Below are 15,883 nucleotides of genomic sequence, written 5' to 3'. Positions count from 1 at the left end.
CCGACTTCGTCCGACGTATACCGCCCCGACACGGCTCACCGGGCCCTCGTCCCTCGGCCCGTACACCCCTCGACTACCTCTGCGTGACGGCACACAGAAATGTCACAGTCAGGGGGTTCGCGATGCAAGGGCAATCCGCTGCGCAAGTCCGGATCCGCCCAGGTCACAGGGCGGCGACGGGGCGGCGGGCGCGCCCGTGCAGCAACAGGTAGAAGCGCTGGAGCGACTCCTCCGACGCCGAATCGAATCGGTTCGCCGCCTTCCCGATCGGGTTCCAGACCCGCCCGTCGGGCATGCGAACGCCCGCCGGCTGTCCGAACAACTCCCGCTGGCCGTCGTCGAGGTCCACCCACCGGCCGCCTGCCCGGCGCACCATGACTTCACCGGTGTACGCGCCCAGCCCCCGCAGAAACGGCTCGACCTGTCCCCGCTCCGGCCGGCTGTGCCGCAGCCCGTCGACGATCAGGTCGACGAGCCGCAGGCTGACCACGGAGTAGTCGAGCGGCAGCCGGTTCCGCTCGGTCAACTGCGCGACGAAGCACGTGACATAGGCCCGCATTTCCGACGCCGCAGGAAGCTTCTCAAGATCACTATCCATGCCTGCCCCAGCGACGGATGGCCGGAGAGCATCACAGGTATCGGATGTGTCTGTTCTCATACGGCGAGTTCCAGCCAGTCATACAACCCACCGCCCCTCTCACACGTCCTCGGGCCCCACCGCATCAGCCGATGGCGATACGCGGATGGGCGGAGGGCTTGATCCACGCCATGATGCTGTCCATCGTGGCGCGCGGCACCGAGACGCACCCCGCGGTCGCTCCGCTCCCATTGACGTGAAGGAAGATTCCGGCCCCGCGACCGGGGGTGGCCGGCCAGCGGTTGAAGTTGATCACCAGTGCCTTGGCGTACTGGGTCGGATAGTTGACGAGGTGTTCGCTCCCCCGGTCGCCGGTCTCGACAAGGGGGAAGTCCGCACCGGCGGAGGTGTGCATCGAGTTGTAGTACTTCGACTCCGGATCCTCCACCCACCAGTGGCTGGAGTTGACCCGGGTGTACGGCATGGCCGTGCCCCCGGCCTCGACACCGAAGCCTTCGGTGATGGTGTACGTCCCCGAGGGCGTGGTGTACGTGCTCTGTCGGCGGGTGGCACCGTCCACGACACCGTTCGACCCGACCCGGCCGCTCGTGGAGAGGACCGATTTCCAGCCGGTCGAACCCTTGGCCCACGCCGTGACGGTGGCGTACGAACCGCTCGCCTTCACGGTGATGAGCTGCGTGGCGTCACCCACGGAAGCGGACACGGGGAAGGAGGGCGCCGTTGCGGGCGCCTGGGCACCCCCCGTACCGCCGTCCGCATCCGTCCCCGTCCCCGTCCCCGTCCCCGTCCCCGTCCCCGTCCCCGTCCCCGTCCCGCCGACGGATGCCGAACGGTTGCCGGACGGCTTCACGGATACAGAGGCGGATGCGGACGCAGAGGCGGAGACCGACCCGGAGGGGGACGCAGAGGCGGAGGCCGAAGCGGAACTGCTGGGAGAGGCGGACGCGTTCGGCGCCTCCGCACCCTCGCTCCGGGAACTCGACACGACATCGGCGGCAGAGGCACCGTGATCCTGCCGGCCGCAGGCCGACGCCAGGAGCATGACGCCGGCAACGGCCATGATGGTGGACATCTTTCGGGAAAAGGGCAGCACGGTGCATTACTCCGGGGACAGGTGAAGTGGGCGTCCCGACCGCCGGCGAGCGAGGCGGGGAGAAGGCGGGACGGCGACAGCGACGCGGTTATACATCAGCCCGTCGTCGACATGCGAGCCCGCGAATATTTCGGATAAATCATCACCGACTCGACCACGGGCGGCGCGGCCACCCCATCACCGCCCTTGCAGCCACCACTCAAAACCGTGACGTACGCCACACGAGTCCGAGCTGTGTGACGTTTCGACACCTCCGTGCGCTGGGTACACCAGGCCGCCTGTGTGACGGGTGTGCCTCCAGCAAACTTCTCCGAGGGGTGGGGCATTTGAGCCCGCGCACGTCGCATGCGTACAGACCGATGAACCTGAAACGCCGCGCCTGGCTGACCGTCGGCGCCGTCGTTCTCGGCGGGGCCGGAGTGGTGACGGTCGCCATCGCGAATCCGTCCGACAGCCCGGCCGGCCCCAAGGGCCCGCAGGCACGTCCGGCGACGTTGCGGTCGCTCGCGATCAGCGGCGGCACCGCCGCGGAGCGGCAGTTGCCGACCACCAGCACGGAGCCGTTCTCCTTGATCGGCATCGGCTGGGACGGAGCGGCGAAAGCGGACGCCACCGCTCAGGTCCGTACGCGGTCGGCCGACAACGGCACGTGGTCCTCCTGGCGCGAGCTGGAGGTGTCCCCCGACGGACCGGACGGGCGGGAGCAGGCTGCGGCGCACCGGGCCACCGAGCCGCTGTGGGTCGGAGCGTCGGACGCCGTACAGGTGAAGGTGGGATCTGGCCGGCAGGGCAGGGCACTGCCGAAGAACCTGAAGCTGCACATGGTCGACCCAGGTGTCAGCAAAGCCGAGTCCAAGAACCCTGCTGAGGCAACCCTCGCGCCCGGCGGTACTGAGAATGCGGCGTTCGCGCTGGAGGGGACCCCGACGCCCACGGCGTCGGACACCGCCGTCGCTCCCACCGACACCGCCACGCCGACCGGTCCCGCAACACCATCGGCCACGGACGCCGCCTCTCCGACGGAGACCACTGCCGTCACCCCGGCGGAGACGGCCACCAGCACCCCGACGGAGTCCGTCACCGCGACGCCCACGGACACGGATACCCCCACTCCCGTACCCACAGCGCCGCCGTCGACGGTCAACCGGCCGCCGATCATCAGCCGTGCCCAGTGGGGCGCCGACGAGTCGCTGGTCGAGGACCCGCCCGAGTACATCGACAAGGTGCAGGCGGTCTTCATCCACCACACCGTCGACACGAACAACTACAGCTGCGGCGATTCGGCCGCGATGGTCCGCGCGATCATGACGTATCACGTGAAGACCGACGGCTGGAACGACATCGGCTACAACTTCCTGGTCGACAAGTGCGGCCAGACCTTCGAGGGCCGCGCCGGCGGCGTCGACCTGCCGGTCAAGGGCGCCCACACGTACGGCTTCAACTCCTACTCGACGGGCATCTCGCTGCTCGGCAACTTCGAGACGGGCAAGCCGACTCCGGCCGCACTGCAGTCCGCGGCCCGCATCGCCGCCTGGAAGCTCGGTCAGTACGGTGTCAGCCCCACCGCCAAGGTGACGCTGACCCGCCTCGTCACCGATGCCGACGGCAACACCGTGCCCGACGGTGACGTCACGTTCAACACCATCGCCGGACACCGCGACGGGTACGCCACCAAGTGCCCCGGCACGTACCTGCACTCCAAGCTCGGTGCCATCCGGACGCACGCCACCAACGGCACCCGCAACGCCGCGATCCCGACCACCGACTTCAACCGGGACGGCATCACCGACCTGGTCGTCGGCCTCCCGAAGGCGGCGAGCAGCGACGGAAGCGTCACCGTGCTGCCCGGCACCGAGGACGGCCCGGGCTCGACGGCGAAGCGGACGCTGAACCAGAACAGCGCGGGCGTGCCCGGCAGTTCCGAGGCGGGCGACCAGTTCGGCTCGTCCAACGCCTGGGGCGACGTCAACGGCGACGGGTACGCCGACCTGGTCGTCGGCGGGCCCGGCGAGGACATCACCCAGGCCGACAACGGCACCGTCGTCGTGATGTACGGCCCCGGACTCACGACCGGCAAGGGCTACTCCGTCACCGCGTCCGGCCGGATCGGCGGCGAGAAGCTCGGTACGACCGTCACCTCGGGCGACTTCAACGCCGACGGCAAGGCCGACATCTTCTCCGTGGCCCCGGGCAAGCCCGGCCGCTGGTGGGCCTGGGACGGCAAGACCGGCGCAGCCAAGTCCGGTTACCTGAACACCGCCGCCTACACCGCCGCGGTGAGTTACGCGGCCGCGGTCACCGGCGACTTCAACAAGGACGGCTACGCGGACACCGCCGTCGGCTACCGCGACCCGAGCGGCGTCGGACGCCTGCTGTGGCTGAAGGGTTCCGCCAACGGTCTCCAGCGGGTCGGCATCCTCGACGCCCGCGGCGGACGTTCGCTGGCTGCCGGTGACATCAACGGCGACGGTGCGACCGACCTCGCGGTCGGCCAGCCCTCCGCCACCGAGTCCGGGCACACCGCCAAGGGCGGCGCCGTCACCGCGGTCTTCGGTTCGGCGACCGGCCTGACCTCGACCGGCCGCAAGACGATCCACCAGGACACCACCGGCGTACCGGGCGGCGGCGAGACCGGCGACGACATGGGGGCGTCCGTCTCCATCGGCGACGTCAACCTCGACGGGTACGGCGACATCCTCACCGGTGCCCCGGGCGAGGACATCACCCGCGGCAGCGTCAACCAGAGCAACGCCGGACAGGTCTTCCTGATCCGCGGCTCCGCCACCGGTCCCACCGGCACCGGGGCCGTCGGATACAGCCAGGACACCATCGGCATCCCCGGCTCCACCGAGCCGAACGACCGGCTCGGCTCGTCCGTGTCGCTCACCGATCTCTCCGGCTACTCCCGGGCGGACATCGCGATCGGCGCGGACGGCGAGGACGCCAACAACGGCACGATCCTGCAGATAGACAACACCAGCACCTCGGGCATCGACACCGGCACCGGCCTTTATTACGGGGTGTCGGCACTCGGTTCATCCACGGGGATCCGGATCGGGCTGAACCTGGCCCCGTGACTCCCGTCCTCTCCCGCACACGGACCCCGGAGCCCCCCGGCCTCACCCGAGGGGCTCCGGCCATGCGTGGGCGCGGCCACCGCCTCGTCGCCTTCGGTCTGTACGGTGCACCCCTACGGACAGCGGCTGCGAGTGGAGGCAAAGGGTGAGTGGCGTGGCAGGTGCGCCGGGCGGTGGTGCGGTCGGCGCTGACGAGTCCGGCGGCGGTGACGCGTCCGACGGCGGTGGACTCGGACGACGCCTGGGCGTCTTCGACGCGGTGGTCATCGGGCTGGGGTCGATGATCGGGGCCGGTGTCTTCGCCGCGTCGGCACCCGCCGCCGGGGCGGCCGGGTCGGGGCTCCTGATCGGTCTGGGCGTGGCCGCGGTCGTGGCGTACTGCAATGCCACGTCCTCGGCGCGGCTCGCCGCCCGCTATCCGGCCTCCGGCGGTACGTACGTCTACGGGCGTGAGCGCCTGGGAGATTTCTGGGGCTATCTGGCCGGCTGGAGCTTCGTTGTCGGCAAAACCGCCTCGTGCGCAGCCATGGCCCTGACGGTCGGCGCCTACGCCTGGCCGGGCCAGGCGCATGCGGTGGCGGTCGGCGCCGTCGTGGCCCTCACCGCGGTGAACTACCGGGGCGTGCAGAAATCCGCATGGCTGACCAGGGTGATCGTGGCCGTGGTCCTCGCGGTCCTAGCCGCGGTCGTCACCACGTGTCTGACCGGCGCCGCGGTCGAGCCATCCCGGCTGGCGCCCGGGGCGGACGCCACGGCGGGCGGGGTGCTGCAGGCGGCCGGGCTGCTGTTCTTCGCCTTCGCCGGATACGCCCGCATCGCCACGCTGGGCGAGGAGGTCCGCGACCCGGCCCGCACGATCCCCCGTGCCATCCCCGTGGCTCTGGGCATCACCTTGGTCGTGTACACGGCGGTGGCCGTCGCGCTGCTGTCGGTGCTCGGGCCTGCCCGGCTCGCCGACGCCTCGGCGCCGTTGGCGGACGCGGTCCGTGCGGCCGGCGCGCCCGGTCTGGCGCCGGCGGTCCGCATCGGTGCGGCACTCGCCGCACTGGGTTCCCTGCTCGCCCTCCTCCTCGGCGTCTCCCGTACGACGCTGGCCATGGCCCGCGACCGCCACCTGCCGCATGCCCTGGCCACCGTCCACCCCCGGTTCGCCGTCCCGCACCGCGCAGAACTGGCCGTGGGCGCGATCGCCGCCCTCGTGGCCGCCACCGGCGATGTCCGGGGCGCGATCGGGTTCTCCTCGTTCGGCGTCCTGCTGTATTACGCCGTCGCCAACGCGGCCGCCTGGACCCTCACGCCGTCCGAGGGCCGCCCTCCACGCGCCGTACCGGCCCTCGGCATGGCGGGCTGCCTGGTCCTGGCATTCACGCTTCCCCTGCATTCGGTTCTGTCGGGCGCGTGCGTGGTGCTGGTCGGCGCGGCTGCCTACGGCATCCGCAAGGGCGGGCGCCCGCACCGTTCGAGTCGCTGAACGGCGACCGACCCGGTCCCAGCGCCGGGCCCCACCCATGCTCACACGGCGAAAACGCCCCGAAAACACACCAGATGACGATCAAGGACACCGCATCGCCGCAACCGAAACGGGGAGGCTAAGTGGTCGGCTCCGGAGTCCTTCGGGGGTTGCCCCCCGGGCCTGGCGGGTGTGTTTGCGGGTCGGGTGTTGAAGACGGTGCGATGGAGTTCGACCGGCGAGGGAGGCCAGCTCCGTGCCGCTGGACAGGGGCGGTCTGCCGAGGATCGCGTTCGCCCGATCTCGTTGTCGATCTTCACGTAGAGTGCGGTCAATAGGGTGTTCGGGTCTGTGCTCACCAACGGATTCTGGATGCCCTTTGCCTGTGCCAAGGGTCGAACCGCAGGGCCGTCGCACGTGCGTGCTCATCGGAGGCACCCAGGTATTTCAGAGAGGTTGGTGCCCTGGTGGCGGCAGTCGTCGAGAGCCTTGACACGTCGCGTGGTGCGCGTTTGGCTGCCTACAGTGCTGTCTCCACATCGCTGGCCCTATGCAGTGATCGCGAACTGCGCGATCTTGTGGATACGGCTGCGCCGATGGGTTCTGGTATCGGCGGAACCTCAGCGTTGCTGGAGGTCGGCGGGACCCCGGTCTTCGTCAAGCGGGTGCCGCTGACCGATCTGGAAAGGCAGCCGGAGAACGTCCGGTCCACGTCGAACCTCTTCGGGCTACCTGCCTTCTGCCATTACGGCATCGGGGTCATCGGGGGGCCGGGCTTTGGGGCCTGGCGGGAGTTGGCCGTGCACACCATGACGGGGAACTGGGTGCTCGCACAGGACTATGAGGGTTTCCCTTTGATGTACCACTGGCGGGTGCTGCCGCACCCCGGACAGGCGCTGCCCGAGGAACTGGCCGACGTGGAGCGGGCTGTCGCCTACTGGGGAGGCGGACCGGAGGTGCGCCGCCGGATCGAGGCGCTGCGGGATTCCTCGGCGAGCGTCGCGCTGTTCCTGGAGTACATCCCGCAGAACTTGCACGACTGGCTGGACGTTCAGGTCAAAGCCGGCGACAAGGCGGCCGAGCAGGCATGTGCCATGGTGGCGAAGGAACTTGAAACCGGGACTTCCTTCATGAACGCCCGCGGGCTCCTGCATTTTGATGCCCACTTCCAGAACATCCTGACCGACGGCAAGCGTCTGTTCTTTGCGGACTACGGCCTCGCGATCTCCTCCCGGTTCGACCTGTCGAAGGAAGAGGCCGACTTCTTCGCCGAACAGCAGACCTATGACCGTTGCTACACCGTCACCCATCTGGTGATCTGGCTCATCACTGCCCTGTACGGGTACGAGCGGGACGACCGCAACGCGTTCGTGCGCGCGTGCGCCCAGGGGGAACCTCCGACGGGAAACCCGCCAGAGGTCGCGGCAATCCTCACCCGCCACGCCCCGCTCGCCGCGGTGATGACGGACTTCTACCGCAAGTTCCAACTTGAGAGCAGACAGACCCCATATCCCCTGGAGGCGATCCGCCGGATCGGCGGGTTGGACAACTCGTTCATCGCCTGATGAACCTGGGCGGCCAACAGACGGACGACGGGGCTATTCGTATAGGACGAGTCAAGCGTCGGACCGGATGAGGGAGGCTGTGGCCGTCCTGATCCACTTCTGCTGATCGGCTTGCCTGCCTTGCCTGTTATCGCTGCGCGCCCGATAGTCCTGACCACCGCCGAGCGGCACTGGTTGAAGAAGGCGGCCTGGGGTCACAGGACCGGGCACCGGGCCCGGGTGCGTGCGCAGATCGTGCTCTTCGCGGCTCGGGGCAGGTCCAACGCGCGTATCGCCGTTGAGGCGGGAGTGCACGTGGAGACCGTGCGCACCTGGCGGGACCGGTTCGCCGACCTGGGCCTGCCCGGGCTCGCCGACCGCAAGCGCCCGGGGCGGCCCGCCGCCTTCACGCCCCTGCAGGCGGCACAGGTCAAGGCGCTGGCCTGCCGGCTTCCCGCCGAGGCAGGCGCCCCGCTGTCGCGCTGGTCGTGCCCGGAGCTGGCCCGCGAGGCCGTCGAGCGCGGCATCGCGCCCTTCCTGTCGGCCTCCACCGTGCGCCGCTGGCTCGACCAGGACGCGATCAAACCCTGGCAGCACCGTTCCTGGATCTTCATCACCGACCCGGACTTCCGGCCCAAGGCCGAACGCGTGCTGGACCTGTATGCCCGCACCCGGGACGGCGAGCCGCTCGGCGCGGACGAGTACGTGATCAGCGCGGACGAGAAGACCTCCATCCAGGCGCGCTGCCGCCGCAGGGCGATGTCCACGCCGAGCTCGCGGGTGACCTCGGTGGGGGTCATGTGGCCGCGGTCGTCGAGGACCGGGACGGTCTCCTTGAAGGTACCCGTGCCGGTCAGGCGCAGGACGTCGCAGGCCGGCTTGTCCTGGGCGAGGTACTCGCAGAACTCGCTGATGCCCCCGTCGAAGCGGAAGGTCTCCTCGGTCTTGCCGGCCCCTTCCAGGGCGCGCTCGTCGCGGACGACGATGGTCAGGCCGGGGACGAGGAAGGCCGTCTGGCGGGCACGCTGGTAGAGCGTGTCCAGCGTGAGCTTGGCGTCCTTGAGGAAGATCTGCCGGTCCGCCCAGTAACGCGTCCGGTTCCCAGTGCCGTTCGCGTTGCGGCTCCTCACCTTCCGCTTGCGCAGCCCTCCGCCCGGGGCGAAGTCGGTGTCCTCACCGAGTCCGGAGTAGTGGCCGGGCACGCCGCGGCGGAAGCCGATCGCGTAGGTGTGGCCTGCCCTGTCCACTTCGACGTCGAGGCGGGCCGAGAGGGCGTTGACGACGGAGGCGCCGACGCCGTGCAGGCCGCCGGAGGCCGCGTACGAACCACCGCCGAACTTGCCGCCGGCGTGCAGCTTGGTCATGACGACCTCGACCCCGGAGAGGCCGGTCTTGGGCTCGACGTCCATGGGGATGCCGCGGCCGTTGTCCCGGACCTCCACGGAGGAGTCCTCGTGGAGGATCACCTCGATGTGGTCGCAGTACCCGCCCAGGGCCTCGTCGACTGAATTGTCGATGATCTCCCAGAGGCAGTGCATGAGGCCACGGCTGTCGGTGGACCCGATATACATGCCGGGGCGCTTGCGGACGGCCTCCAGTCCTTCGAGGACGAGCAGGTGCCGCGCGGTGTAGTCGGAGCCGTCTCCGGCCGGGGTGCGGGGACGGGCGGAAGGCGGAGTGCTCACGCATTCGCTCCAAGTACAGAGGATGGGTGGGTGACGCGGCCGGGGCCCGCGGACGCGGGCCCCGTACCGGGAGGGTGCAACTGCCGCCGGCTCAGATGTCGAGGAAGCGGACGTCCTTGGCGTTGCGCTGGATGAAGGAGCGTCGGGCTTCGACGTCCTCACCCATCAGCACCGAGAACAGGTCGTCGGCCTGCGCGGCGTCGTCCAGGGTGACCTGGCCGAGCACGCGGTGGTCCACGTCCATGGTGGTGATGCGCAGTTCCTCGGCGTTCATCTCGCCCAAGCCCTTGAAGCGCTGGATGGTGTCGTCGCGCAGGCGCTTGCCGCTGCCGGTTCCGCGCGTGACGAGTGCGTCGCGCTCGCGGTCGGAGTAGGCGTACTCGAAGTCGTCCCGGCCCCACTTGATCTTGTACAGCGGGGGGCGCGACAGGTAGACGTGACCGGCCTCGACCAGCGGCCGCATGAAGCGGAACAGGAAGGTCAGCAGCAGGGTGTTGATGTGCTGGCCGTCGACGTCGGCGTCCGCCATCAGAATGATCTTGTGATAGCGGAGCTTCTCGATGTCGAAGTCCTCGTGCACACCGGTACCGAAGGCACTGATCAGCGCCTGGACCTCGGTGTTCTGGAGGATCTTGTCGATGCGCGCCTTCTCGACGTTCAGGATCTTGCCGCGGATCGGCAGGATGGCCTGGTACATCGGGTTGCGGCCGGACTTCGCGGAGCCGCCGGCCGAGTCGCCCTCGACGATGAAGATCTCGCACTTCGTCGGGTCGTTCGACTGACAGTCCGACAGCTTGCCCGGCAGCGAAGCCGACTCCAGCAGACCCTTGCGACGCGTCAGGTCACGGGCCTTGCGGGCCGCGACGCGCGCCGTGGCCGCCTGGATCGACTTGCGGATGATGTCCGCGGCCTCGTTCGGGTTCCGGTCGAACCAGTCGTTGAGGTGCTCGTGCACGACCTTCTGCACGAAGGTCTTCGCCTCCGTGTTGCCCAGCTTGGTCTTCGTCTGACCCTCGAACTGCGGCTCACCCAGCTTCACCGAGATGATCGCCGTCAAACCCTCACGGATGTCCTCACCCGCGAGGTTGTCGTCCTTCTCGCGCAGGAACTTCTTCTCCCGCGCGTACCGGTTGACCAGACCCGTCATCGCCGCGCGGAAGCCCTCTTCGTGGGTACCGCCCTCGTGCGTGTGGATCGTGTTCGCGAAGGAGTACACGCTGTCGGAGAACTGGGCGTTCCACTGCATCGCGACTTCTACCGACAGCAGGCGCGCGGTGTCCTCCGCCTCCAGCGAGATGATCGACGGGTGGACGGGTTCGCCCTTGCGCGCGTTCAGGTACTTCACGAAGTCGACGATGCCGCCCTCGTAGAAGTACTTCACCGTCCGCGCCACCGGCTCGGACACGTCCGCGTCCGGGTCGTCGGCGCCCACCGTGGCCTTCGCGGATTCACGCTCGTCGGTCAGCGTCAGGGTCAGGCCCTTGTTGAGGAAGGCCATCTCCTGGAAGCGGCGCGACAGCGTCTCGAAGGAGTACTCGGTGGTCTCGAAGATGTCGCCGTCGGCCCAGAACGTCAGCGAGGTGCCGGTCTCGGAGGTCTCCTCGTGCTGCTTGAGCGCGGCGGTCGGCACGCCCTTCTCGTACTCCTGGCTCCAGCGGTGCCCGCCGTAGCGCACCTCCGCCTCCACCCGTGTCGACAGGGCGTTGACCACCGACATGCCCACGCCGTGCAGACCGCCGGAGACGGCGTAGCCGCCGCCGCCGAACTTGCCGCCCGCGTGCAGCACCGTCAGTACGACCTCCAGGGCCGGCTTGCCCTCGGACGGCACGATGTCCACCGGGATGCCACGCCCGTTGTCGACGACCTTGATCCCGCCGTCGGCCAGGATCGTCACGTCGATGCGGTCCGCGTGCCCCGCGAGGGCCTCGTCGACCGAGTTGTCGACGATCTCGTAGACCAGGTGGTGCAGACCGCGCTCGCCGGTCGAGCCGATGTACATGCCAGGCCGCTTGCGGACCGCCTCCAGGCCCTCCAGGACCTGGATCTGGCTGCCGGTGTAGGACGTGTCCCCCACGTTGCCCGTGGTGGGCGCGGGTGCGGTGGCGTCGGCCGAAAGGTCGGAGGGAATGCCGGGATCGGTCACAGGGGCGCTCTCTTTTCTGGCACGACAAACCGCGCTCCCACCCAGTGGGGCGGGAGCGGCATGACGTCGGACGGAGGTCGGTGCAGGGGCCCCGCCGACCGGCCAAGCCCCGTTCCGCAAGGTTCACCATAGAACCGAGAACTAGGTTTAGCATACCCGACGCGAGCATTACGGGCAGGGCCACAAGTCCCATGGATGCCTCCGTAGCTGACGTGCAGCCATCTAGTCGATCCCCCCTACGCGCGACGCACGAAAACTCCTTAGATCGCCATGTAGGGATTCTCTCGTCTGGTGTCGCGGTCCGCTGAAAAAAGGGACCCGGGCACGGCCTGGAATTGATCCGTAGAGTCCCTCGAAGCCGCCTACGGAGACATGAGGCATCCACCTCAAGGTCATCTACCCGCCGTCCCGGGTGGAGGCGCCCACAGCGCATTGCCGCCGATTCGTGGGCGGCGGCGTGAAGGGCATCGAGCACGTCGCGGTGGCGGTAAAGGAAGGTGTGATCGACACTGGCGGCGCGGGCGATGATCGAGCCTTCTCAGCCACCTTTGGCGCGTACCTCTCACACCCCAACAAGGCTGCTGAACGGCCCAGACCATGGCCTGTCAGCACTTCTGACGCCGGTTTCCTGGGCCATTACTACTCGGACCTCACCTTCGCCTCCACCCTCGGCGACCACCGCCTCACCATGGCCAGGCTCAGCCCGGACCTGTGGGCGATCGGCCACTCCACCACCACGATGGCCGCCGTCGTCCAGCAGGACGGCACGATCCTCGCCGACGCCCCCGACTCCCCGTCCCTGACCGTCCTGCGCGACTGGCTCCACCAGTGGAAAGAGGCCGGGCGTCCCGCCCCCGCCATCTACACCCCCGCCCTGGTCCGCGCCGGCGAGGGCTGGGACCCGCGGCTCTCCCGGCAGCCCCGCCACCCCTCACGCACGTTGCCCGGGACGCTTCAGCGTCCCGGGCAACGTCGTCACCACGGCTCCGGCCAGGCCCGGAGCCCGGGCGTCACGCCGGGGCTGCGGCTGCCTCACCCTGACCGTGAACGGCGGATTGCGACTGCTGTCGTACTTGAGGCACGTCTCGATGCCGTTCACGTCGTACGCCTTGGCGTCAGATCCCCCCTGTTTGTACCCGGACATCGGGTCGTTCGGGTCCACCGGCTGCTTGCTCACACTGCGGCCGGAGGTCTCGCCGTTCGGCGTGGTCGACTGGAACTTCTCGACCCTCCCCTCGTCCGGCGGCGGGCCCTTGATGCACGCCTCGATGGCGGCCTCGTTCTTGTTGAGGTTGTACTCGGTCTGCTCCTCCGCCCGCTGGTAGTTCGGGAAGGCCGAAGAGCTGTTGGGCATCGGCCTGCCGCACGGCCAGGCCTGGGTCGGTCCGTTCGACTGCTGGTCGCGCAGGCGCTGCGCGAGCTGCTCGTCCGTCTTGCCGACGTGCTTGTCCAGGGTATGGCCGTCCGCCATGTACTCGTTGGCGGCGAGGTTCAGGTCGTAGTTGCCGTTCGAGTCGACCTTCAGCCAGACCTGCGAGTCCTTGAACTCCTCCAGGGCCCGCGCGCCGAAGCCGTGCGCACGGGCGACACCAGCCTCGAACTCGGGGGTGCTCAGGTACGCCTCGTCCAGCGGCTCCTTCAGTGCCTCCAGGCGGGGGTCAGCGCAGGACAAGCAGGACTGCCAGCGCGATGAGCAGCGAGTCGATCCGGTCCAGCAGGCCGCCGGAGCCGGGCAGCCAATGGCCTGCGTCCTTCGTCTGTGCGCCTCTTTTGACCATGGACTCGAGAAGGTCGCCGGCCGGACCGCCGACCGCCAGCGCAACCGCCATCGGCCAGCTCAGCACGGACAGCGCGGCAAGCACGCCGAGGCCGGCTGCGGCCCCGGCAATGGTGCCGCTCCACCGTTTGGCCGCTGACAGAGGTGACAGCCGCGGCCCGCCCAGCGCTGGACCGGCGAAGTACGCCACGATGTCGGCGATCGAGACCGCTGCGAAGAGTACGAGCGCGCCCGCACCGAGCGTCACCAGCGCGGCCGTCACGCTCAGCCAGGCCAGCCCGAGCAGGCCGGCGCCGAGCCGGCGCAGTCCATGATCAGTGTCGCCGGCCAGGAGCGGCACCGCGGCCACCGCGAGCGCGCCGATGGCAACCACTCGAAGCGCCTGCCCTGGCGCCAACCAGGCGGCCAGCACCACGCTTACCACCGCTGCGGCCAGCACTACCCGGTCTGGCCAGCCCAACCGCATCAGCCCACCGAACTCCATCACCGCAATCACCCCAGCTGCGATGGCGACGGCTGCGGCGCCTGGGCGGCCCCACCAGAACGCACCGACGACCAGTGGCACTCCGACCGCCCAGGCGCACCACCGGATCAGCAGCTCACGGCGCCGGGATACCGCCACCGCGATGCCGCTCAGCACCAGCGCCCCGCCGAGGAAGGGCGCCAGAGAGGCCACAGCGATCACAGAGCGGATCCGGCAGCGAGAACGGACCGAGGTGTCGGAACGAGCGAGGCCGGATCCGGGCGCAGCCCGTCCAGGGAGGCATGGAAGGCGGCCACAATGCGGGCGTTCTCGGCCGTGTCCTTGACCGCGATACGCACGCTGCGCCCCTGGTACCGCGACGACAGCGGGGACAGATCGCGCAGATATACGTCGTGGCGACGGCACTCGTTCACCACTTGCGCGGCACTCGGCCCGCCGGTCGGCAGGGTCACGGTGAGGAAGTTCGCCACGGCTTCTTCGACGATCACGTTCTCGTCCAACCTGGCCAGTTCGGCGGCCAGTTGTTGCCGCAGTGCGTGGGTACGGAGCCAGCGGTCGTTGTAGTACGCCGGGTCGCGCAGGGCAGCGACTGCGGCCAGCTGTGCCGGGAGACTCACCGGCCAGGGCGGAGTCCATCGGCGTAGCAGCGCCGCGGTAGCCGGCTCGGCGACCAGGTACGCGGCCCGCATACCGGACAGCGCATACATCTTGGACAGCGAGCTGCAGACGACCACCCGCGGGTCCGTCGCGGCGAGGTCGGCGAGCGACTCGGTCAGGCCGACATAGCCCAGGTACGCCTCGTCGATCCACCAGCGGGTGCGGGCAGGCGCGGCGGCGATCAGCGAGCGCAGCTCCGCGACCGGTGCGTGGCGTCCGGTCGGGTTGTTCGGGTTGACCACCACCACGAGGTCGTAGCCGCCAGACCTGACGGCGTCGGACAGCCGGTCCGGATCGATCCGCCAGCCGTCCTCGCGGCGCAGCCGGAACCGGTCCACCCGGCATCCGATCACCTTCTCCGTGACGTGGGCGTACTCGCCGTAGCCCGGGTCCATCAGAAGCACTCTGCTCTCCGGGGTCAGCCACTGACCGAACGCCCTGAAGATCAAGTCGGATGAACCGGCGCCGACCGCGAGCGTCTCCGTCGGCAGCGCCCGGACCGTGGCGATTTCCGCCAGCAGGCCTTCGGCGCCGGTCGGCGGAGAGGTCCGGGCGGCCCAGGCCGGGTCTTCCGCGAGCGCCGCCCGCACCCCCGGGGCCGGCGGGAACCAGGCGTCCAATACGTCGGCCGCGACGATGCGTTGGCGCCGGTGCAGGTTACGGAAGTCAGTGCCGATGGCGGTGAACGAGGCGCCGCCATGTTCGCAGCCGTCCGGCCGGGGTGCGAACGCCACGTCCAGCCGCCAGTCCACTGCGGACCGCAGACGCTCCAGCGTGGTGCCGTACCGGTCCATCGCGAGCCTCGTCAGCTCGGTAACGCTGCCGGTCAGCACCTCGAACGTCACCGCACCGCTGTGAACAGTACGGCCGACCGGGCGCAGGCCGGCGGCCAGGTACATGTCGAGCAGTTCGCTACGCCCCATCGCCACCACGCGGCGGCCGCCCCGGACGGCGATCCAGCGCAGCGCCGCGTACATCAGCAGCGGTGCCGCCGCGGTGGCTCGCCAGCTCGGCTCAACGGTGAGGACGCGCACTTCGAACAGGTCGTCGTCGGCCAGCAGCGGCAGCTCGTCACGGATCAGGTACTTCTCCAGCCCATACCGCCCCAACCAGGGTGGAGTCAGGCTGACAAAGCCGATTCGGGCCGCGCCTCGCGCCGCGACCAGGTAGACGTTGTCACCGTCCAGCCCGTCGCGAAGCCGCCCGGACGGATCAGGCACATGCTGGCCCAACTCCTGCGCGTACACCCTGTGACGCAGTTCGTGGATCCACTCAAGATCCTCTGGGGTGGCAGTGCGCAGCTGCAGGTCACAAACCATGAACGCCTCTTTAGATTCAGGGGATTGAATCATGGGAAACGTAGATCGACCACGCC

Annotated in this window: 10 protein-coding genes and 2 pseudogenes; 5 read left to right on the top strand and 7 right to left on the bottom strand. The window is 69.2% G+C overall.

The genetic code is table 11. From position 1 onward, the window contains the following. Positions 1 to 163 precede the first annotated feature (163 nt). Positions 164 to 598: a hypothetical protein gene (locus tag ACWD6R_RS07890; protein WP_451817895.1), complete on the bottom strand. Its 435-nt coding sequence runs from the start codon at positions 596 to 598 to the stop codon at positions 164 to 166. Positions 599 to 722: 124 nt separating this feature from the next. After that, positions 723 to 1,301 carry a L,D-transpeptidase family protein gene (locus tag ACWD6R_RS07885; protein ID WP_451817894.1) on the bottom strand — a complete coding sequence of 193 codons (579 nt, stop codon included), beginning with the start codon at positions 1,299 to 1,301 and terminating at the stop codon, positions 723 to 725. Here ACWD6R_RS07885 and ACWD6R_RS07880 point away from each other — a divergent pair. The 5 genes and pseudogenes from ACWD6R_RS07880 to ACWD6R_RS07860 all read left to right on the top strand — a co-directional run. Then, positions 1,276 to 1,608, top strand: coding sequence for a hypothetical protein (locus ACWD6R_RS07880; protein ID WP_451817893.1), 333 nt, complete (start codon positions 1,276 to 1,278; stop codon positions 1,606 to 1,608). The genes ACWD6R_RS07885 and ACWD6R_RS07880 overlap by 26 nt on opposite strands. Before the next feature lie 442 nt (positions 1,609 to 2,050). Next, on the top strand, positions 2,051 to 4,768 hold the full coding sequence (locus ACWD6R_RS07875) for an FG-GAP-like repeat-containing protein (RefSeq protein WP_451817892.1): 2,718 nt from the start codon (positions 2,051 to 2,053) through the stop codon (positions 4,766 to 4,768). Between the two features lie 241 nt (positions 4,769 to 5,009). Beyond that, on the top strand, positions 5,010 to 6,239 hold the full coding sequence (locus ACWD6R_RS07870; protein ID WP_451817947.1) for an APC family permease: 1,230 nt from the start codon (positions 5,010 to 5,012) through the stop codon (positions 6,237 to 6,239). A 446-nt stretch (positions 6,240 to 6,685) separates the two neighbouring features. Beyond that, on the top strand, positions 6,686 to 7,783 hold the full coding sequence (locus ACWD6R_RS07865) for a protein kinase family protein (protein ID WP_451817891.1): 1,098 nt from the start codon (positions 6,686 to 6,688) through the stop codon (positions 7,781 to 7,783). 219 nt (positions 7,784 to 8,002) lie between these two features. Continuing rightward, positions 8,003 to 8,269: pseudogene (locus ACWD6R_RS07860) on the top strand (helix-turn-helix domain-containing protein); the annotation flags it as partial. Positions 8,270 to 8,507: 238 nt separating this feature from the next. On the opposite strand, the pseudogene ACWD6R_RS07855 reads toward ACWD6R_RS07860, so the two are convergent. The 5 genes and pseudogenes from ACWD6R_RS07855 to ACWD6R_RS07835 form a co-directional block, all read right to left on the bottom strand. Continuing rightward, positions 8,508 to 9,447 (bottom strand): annotated as a pseudogene (locus tag ACWD6R_RS07855) (ATP-binding protein); the annotation flags it as partial. A 91-nt stretch (positions 9,448 to 9,538) separates the two neighbouring features. Then, positions 9,539 to 11,590 (bottom strand): DNA topoisomerase (ATP-hydrolyzing) subunit B, encoded by a 2,052-nt coding sequence (gene gyrB / locus ACWD6R_RS07850; RefSeq protein ID WP_451817890.1) that lies wholly within the window; start codon positions 11,588 to 11,590, stop codon positions 9,539 to 9,541. A 931-nt stretch (positions 11,591 to 12,521) separates the two neighbouring features. Next, the gene (locus ACWD6R_RS07845) at positions 12,522 to 13,262 is read right to left on the bottom strand and encodes an RNase A-like domain-containing protein (protein ID WP_451817889.1); all 741 of its coding nucleotides are present in this window, start codon (positions 13,260 to 13,262) and stop codon (positions 12,522 to 12,524) included. Further along, a complete protein-coding gene (locus ACWD6R_RS07840; protein WP_451817888.1) occupies positions 13,249 to 14,052 on the bottom strand; it encodes a phosphatidate cytidylyltransferase in 804 nt (267 codons plus the stop codon). The genes ACWD6R_RS07845 and ACWD6R_RS07840 overlap by 14 nt, the downstream gene beginning before the upstream one ends. Beyond that, on the bottom strand, positions 14,049 to 15,827 hold the full coding sequence (locus ACWD6R_RS07835) for an aminotransferase class I/II-fold pyridoxal phosphate-dependent enzyme (protein WP_451817887.1): 1,779 nt from the start codon (positions 15,825 to 15,827) through the stop codon (positions 14,049 to 14,051). The genes ACWD6R_RS07840 and ACWD6R_RS07835 overlap by 4 nt, the downstream gene beginning before the upstream one ends. Positions 15,828 to 15,883: the final 56 nt, after the last annotated feature.

The organism is Streptomyces sp. NPDC005151 (genome assembly GCF_053599875.1).
This window is presented reverse-complemented; position numbering and strand designations above follow the sequence as displayed.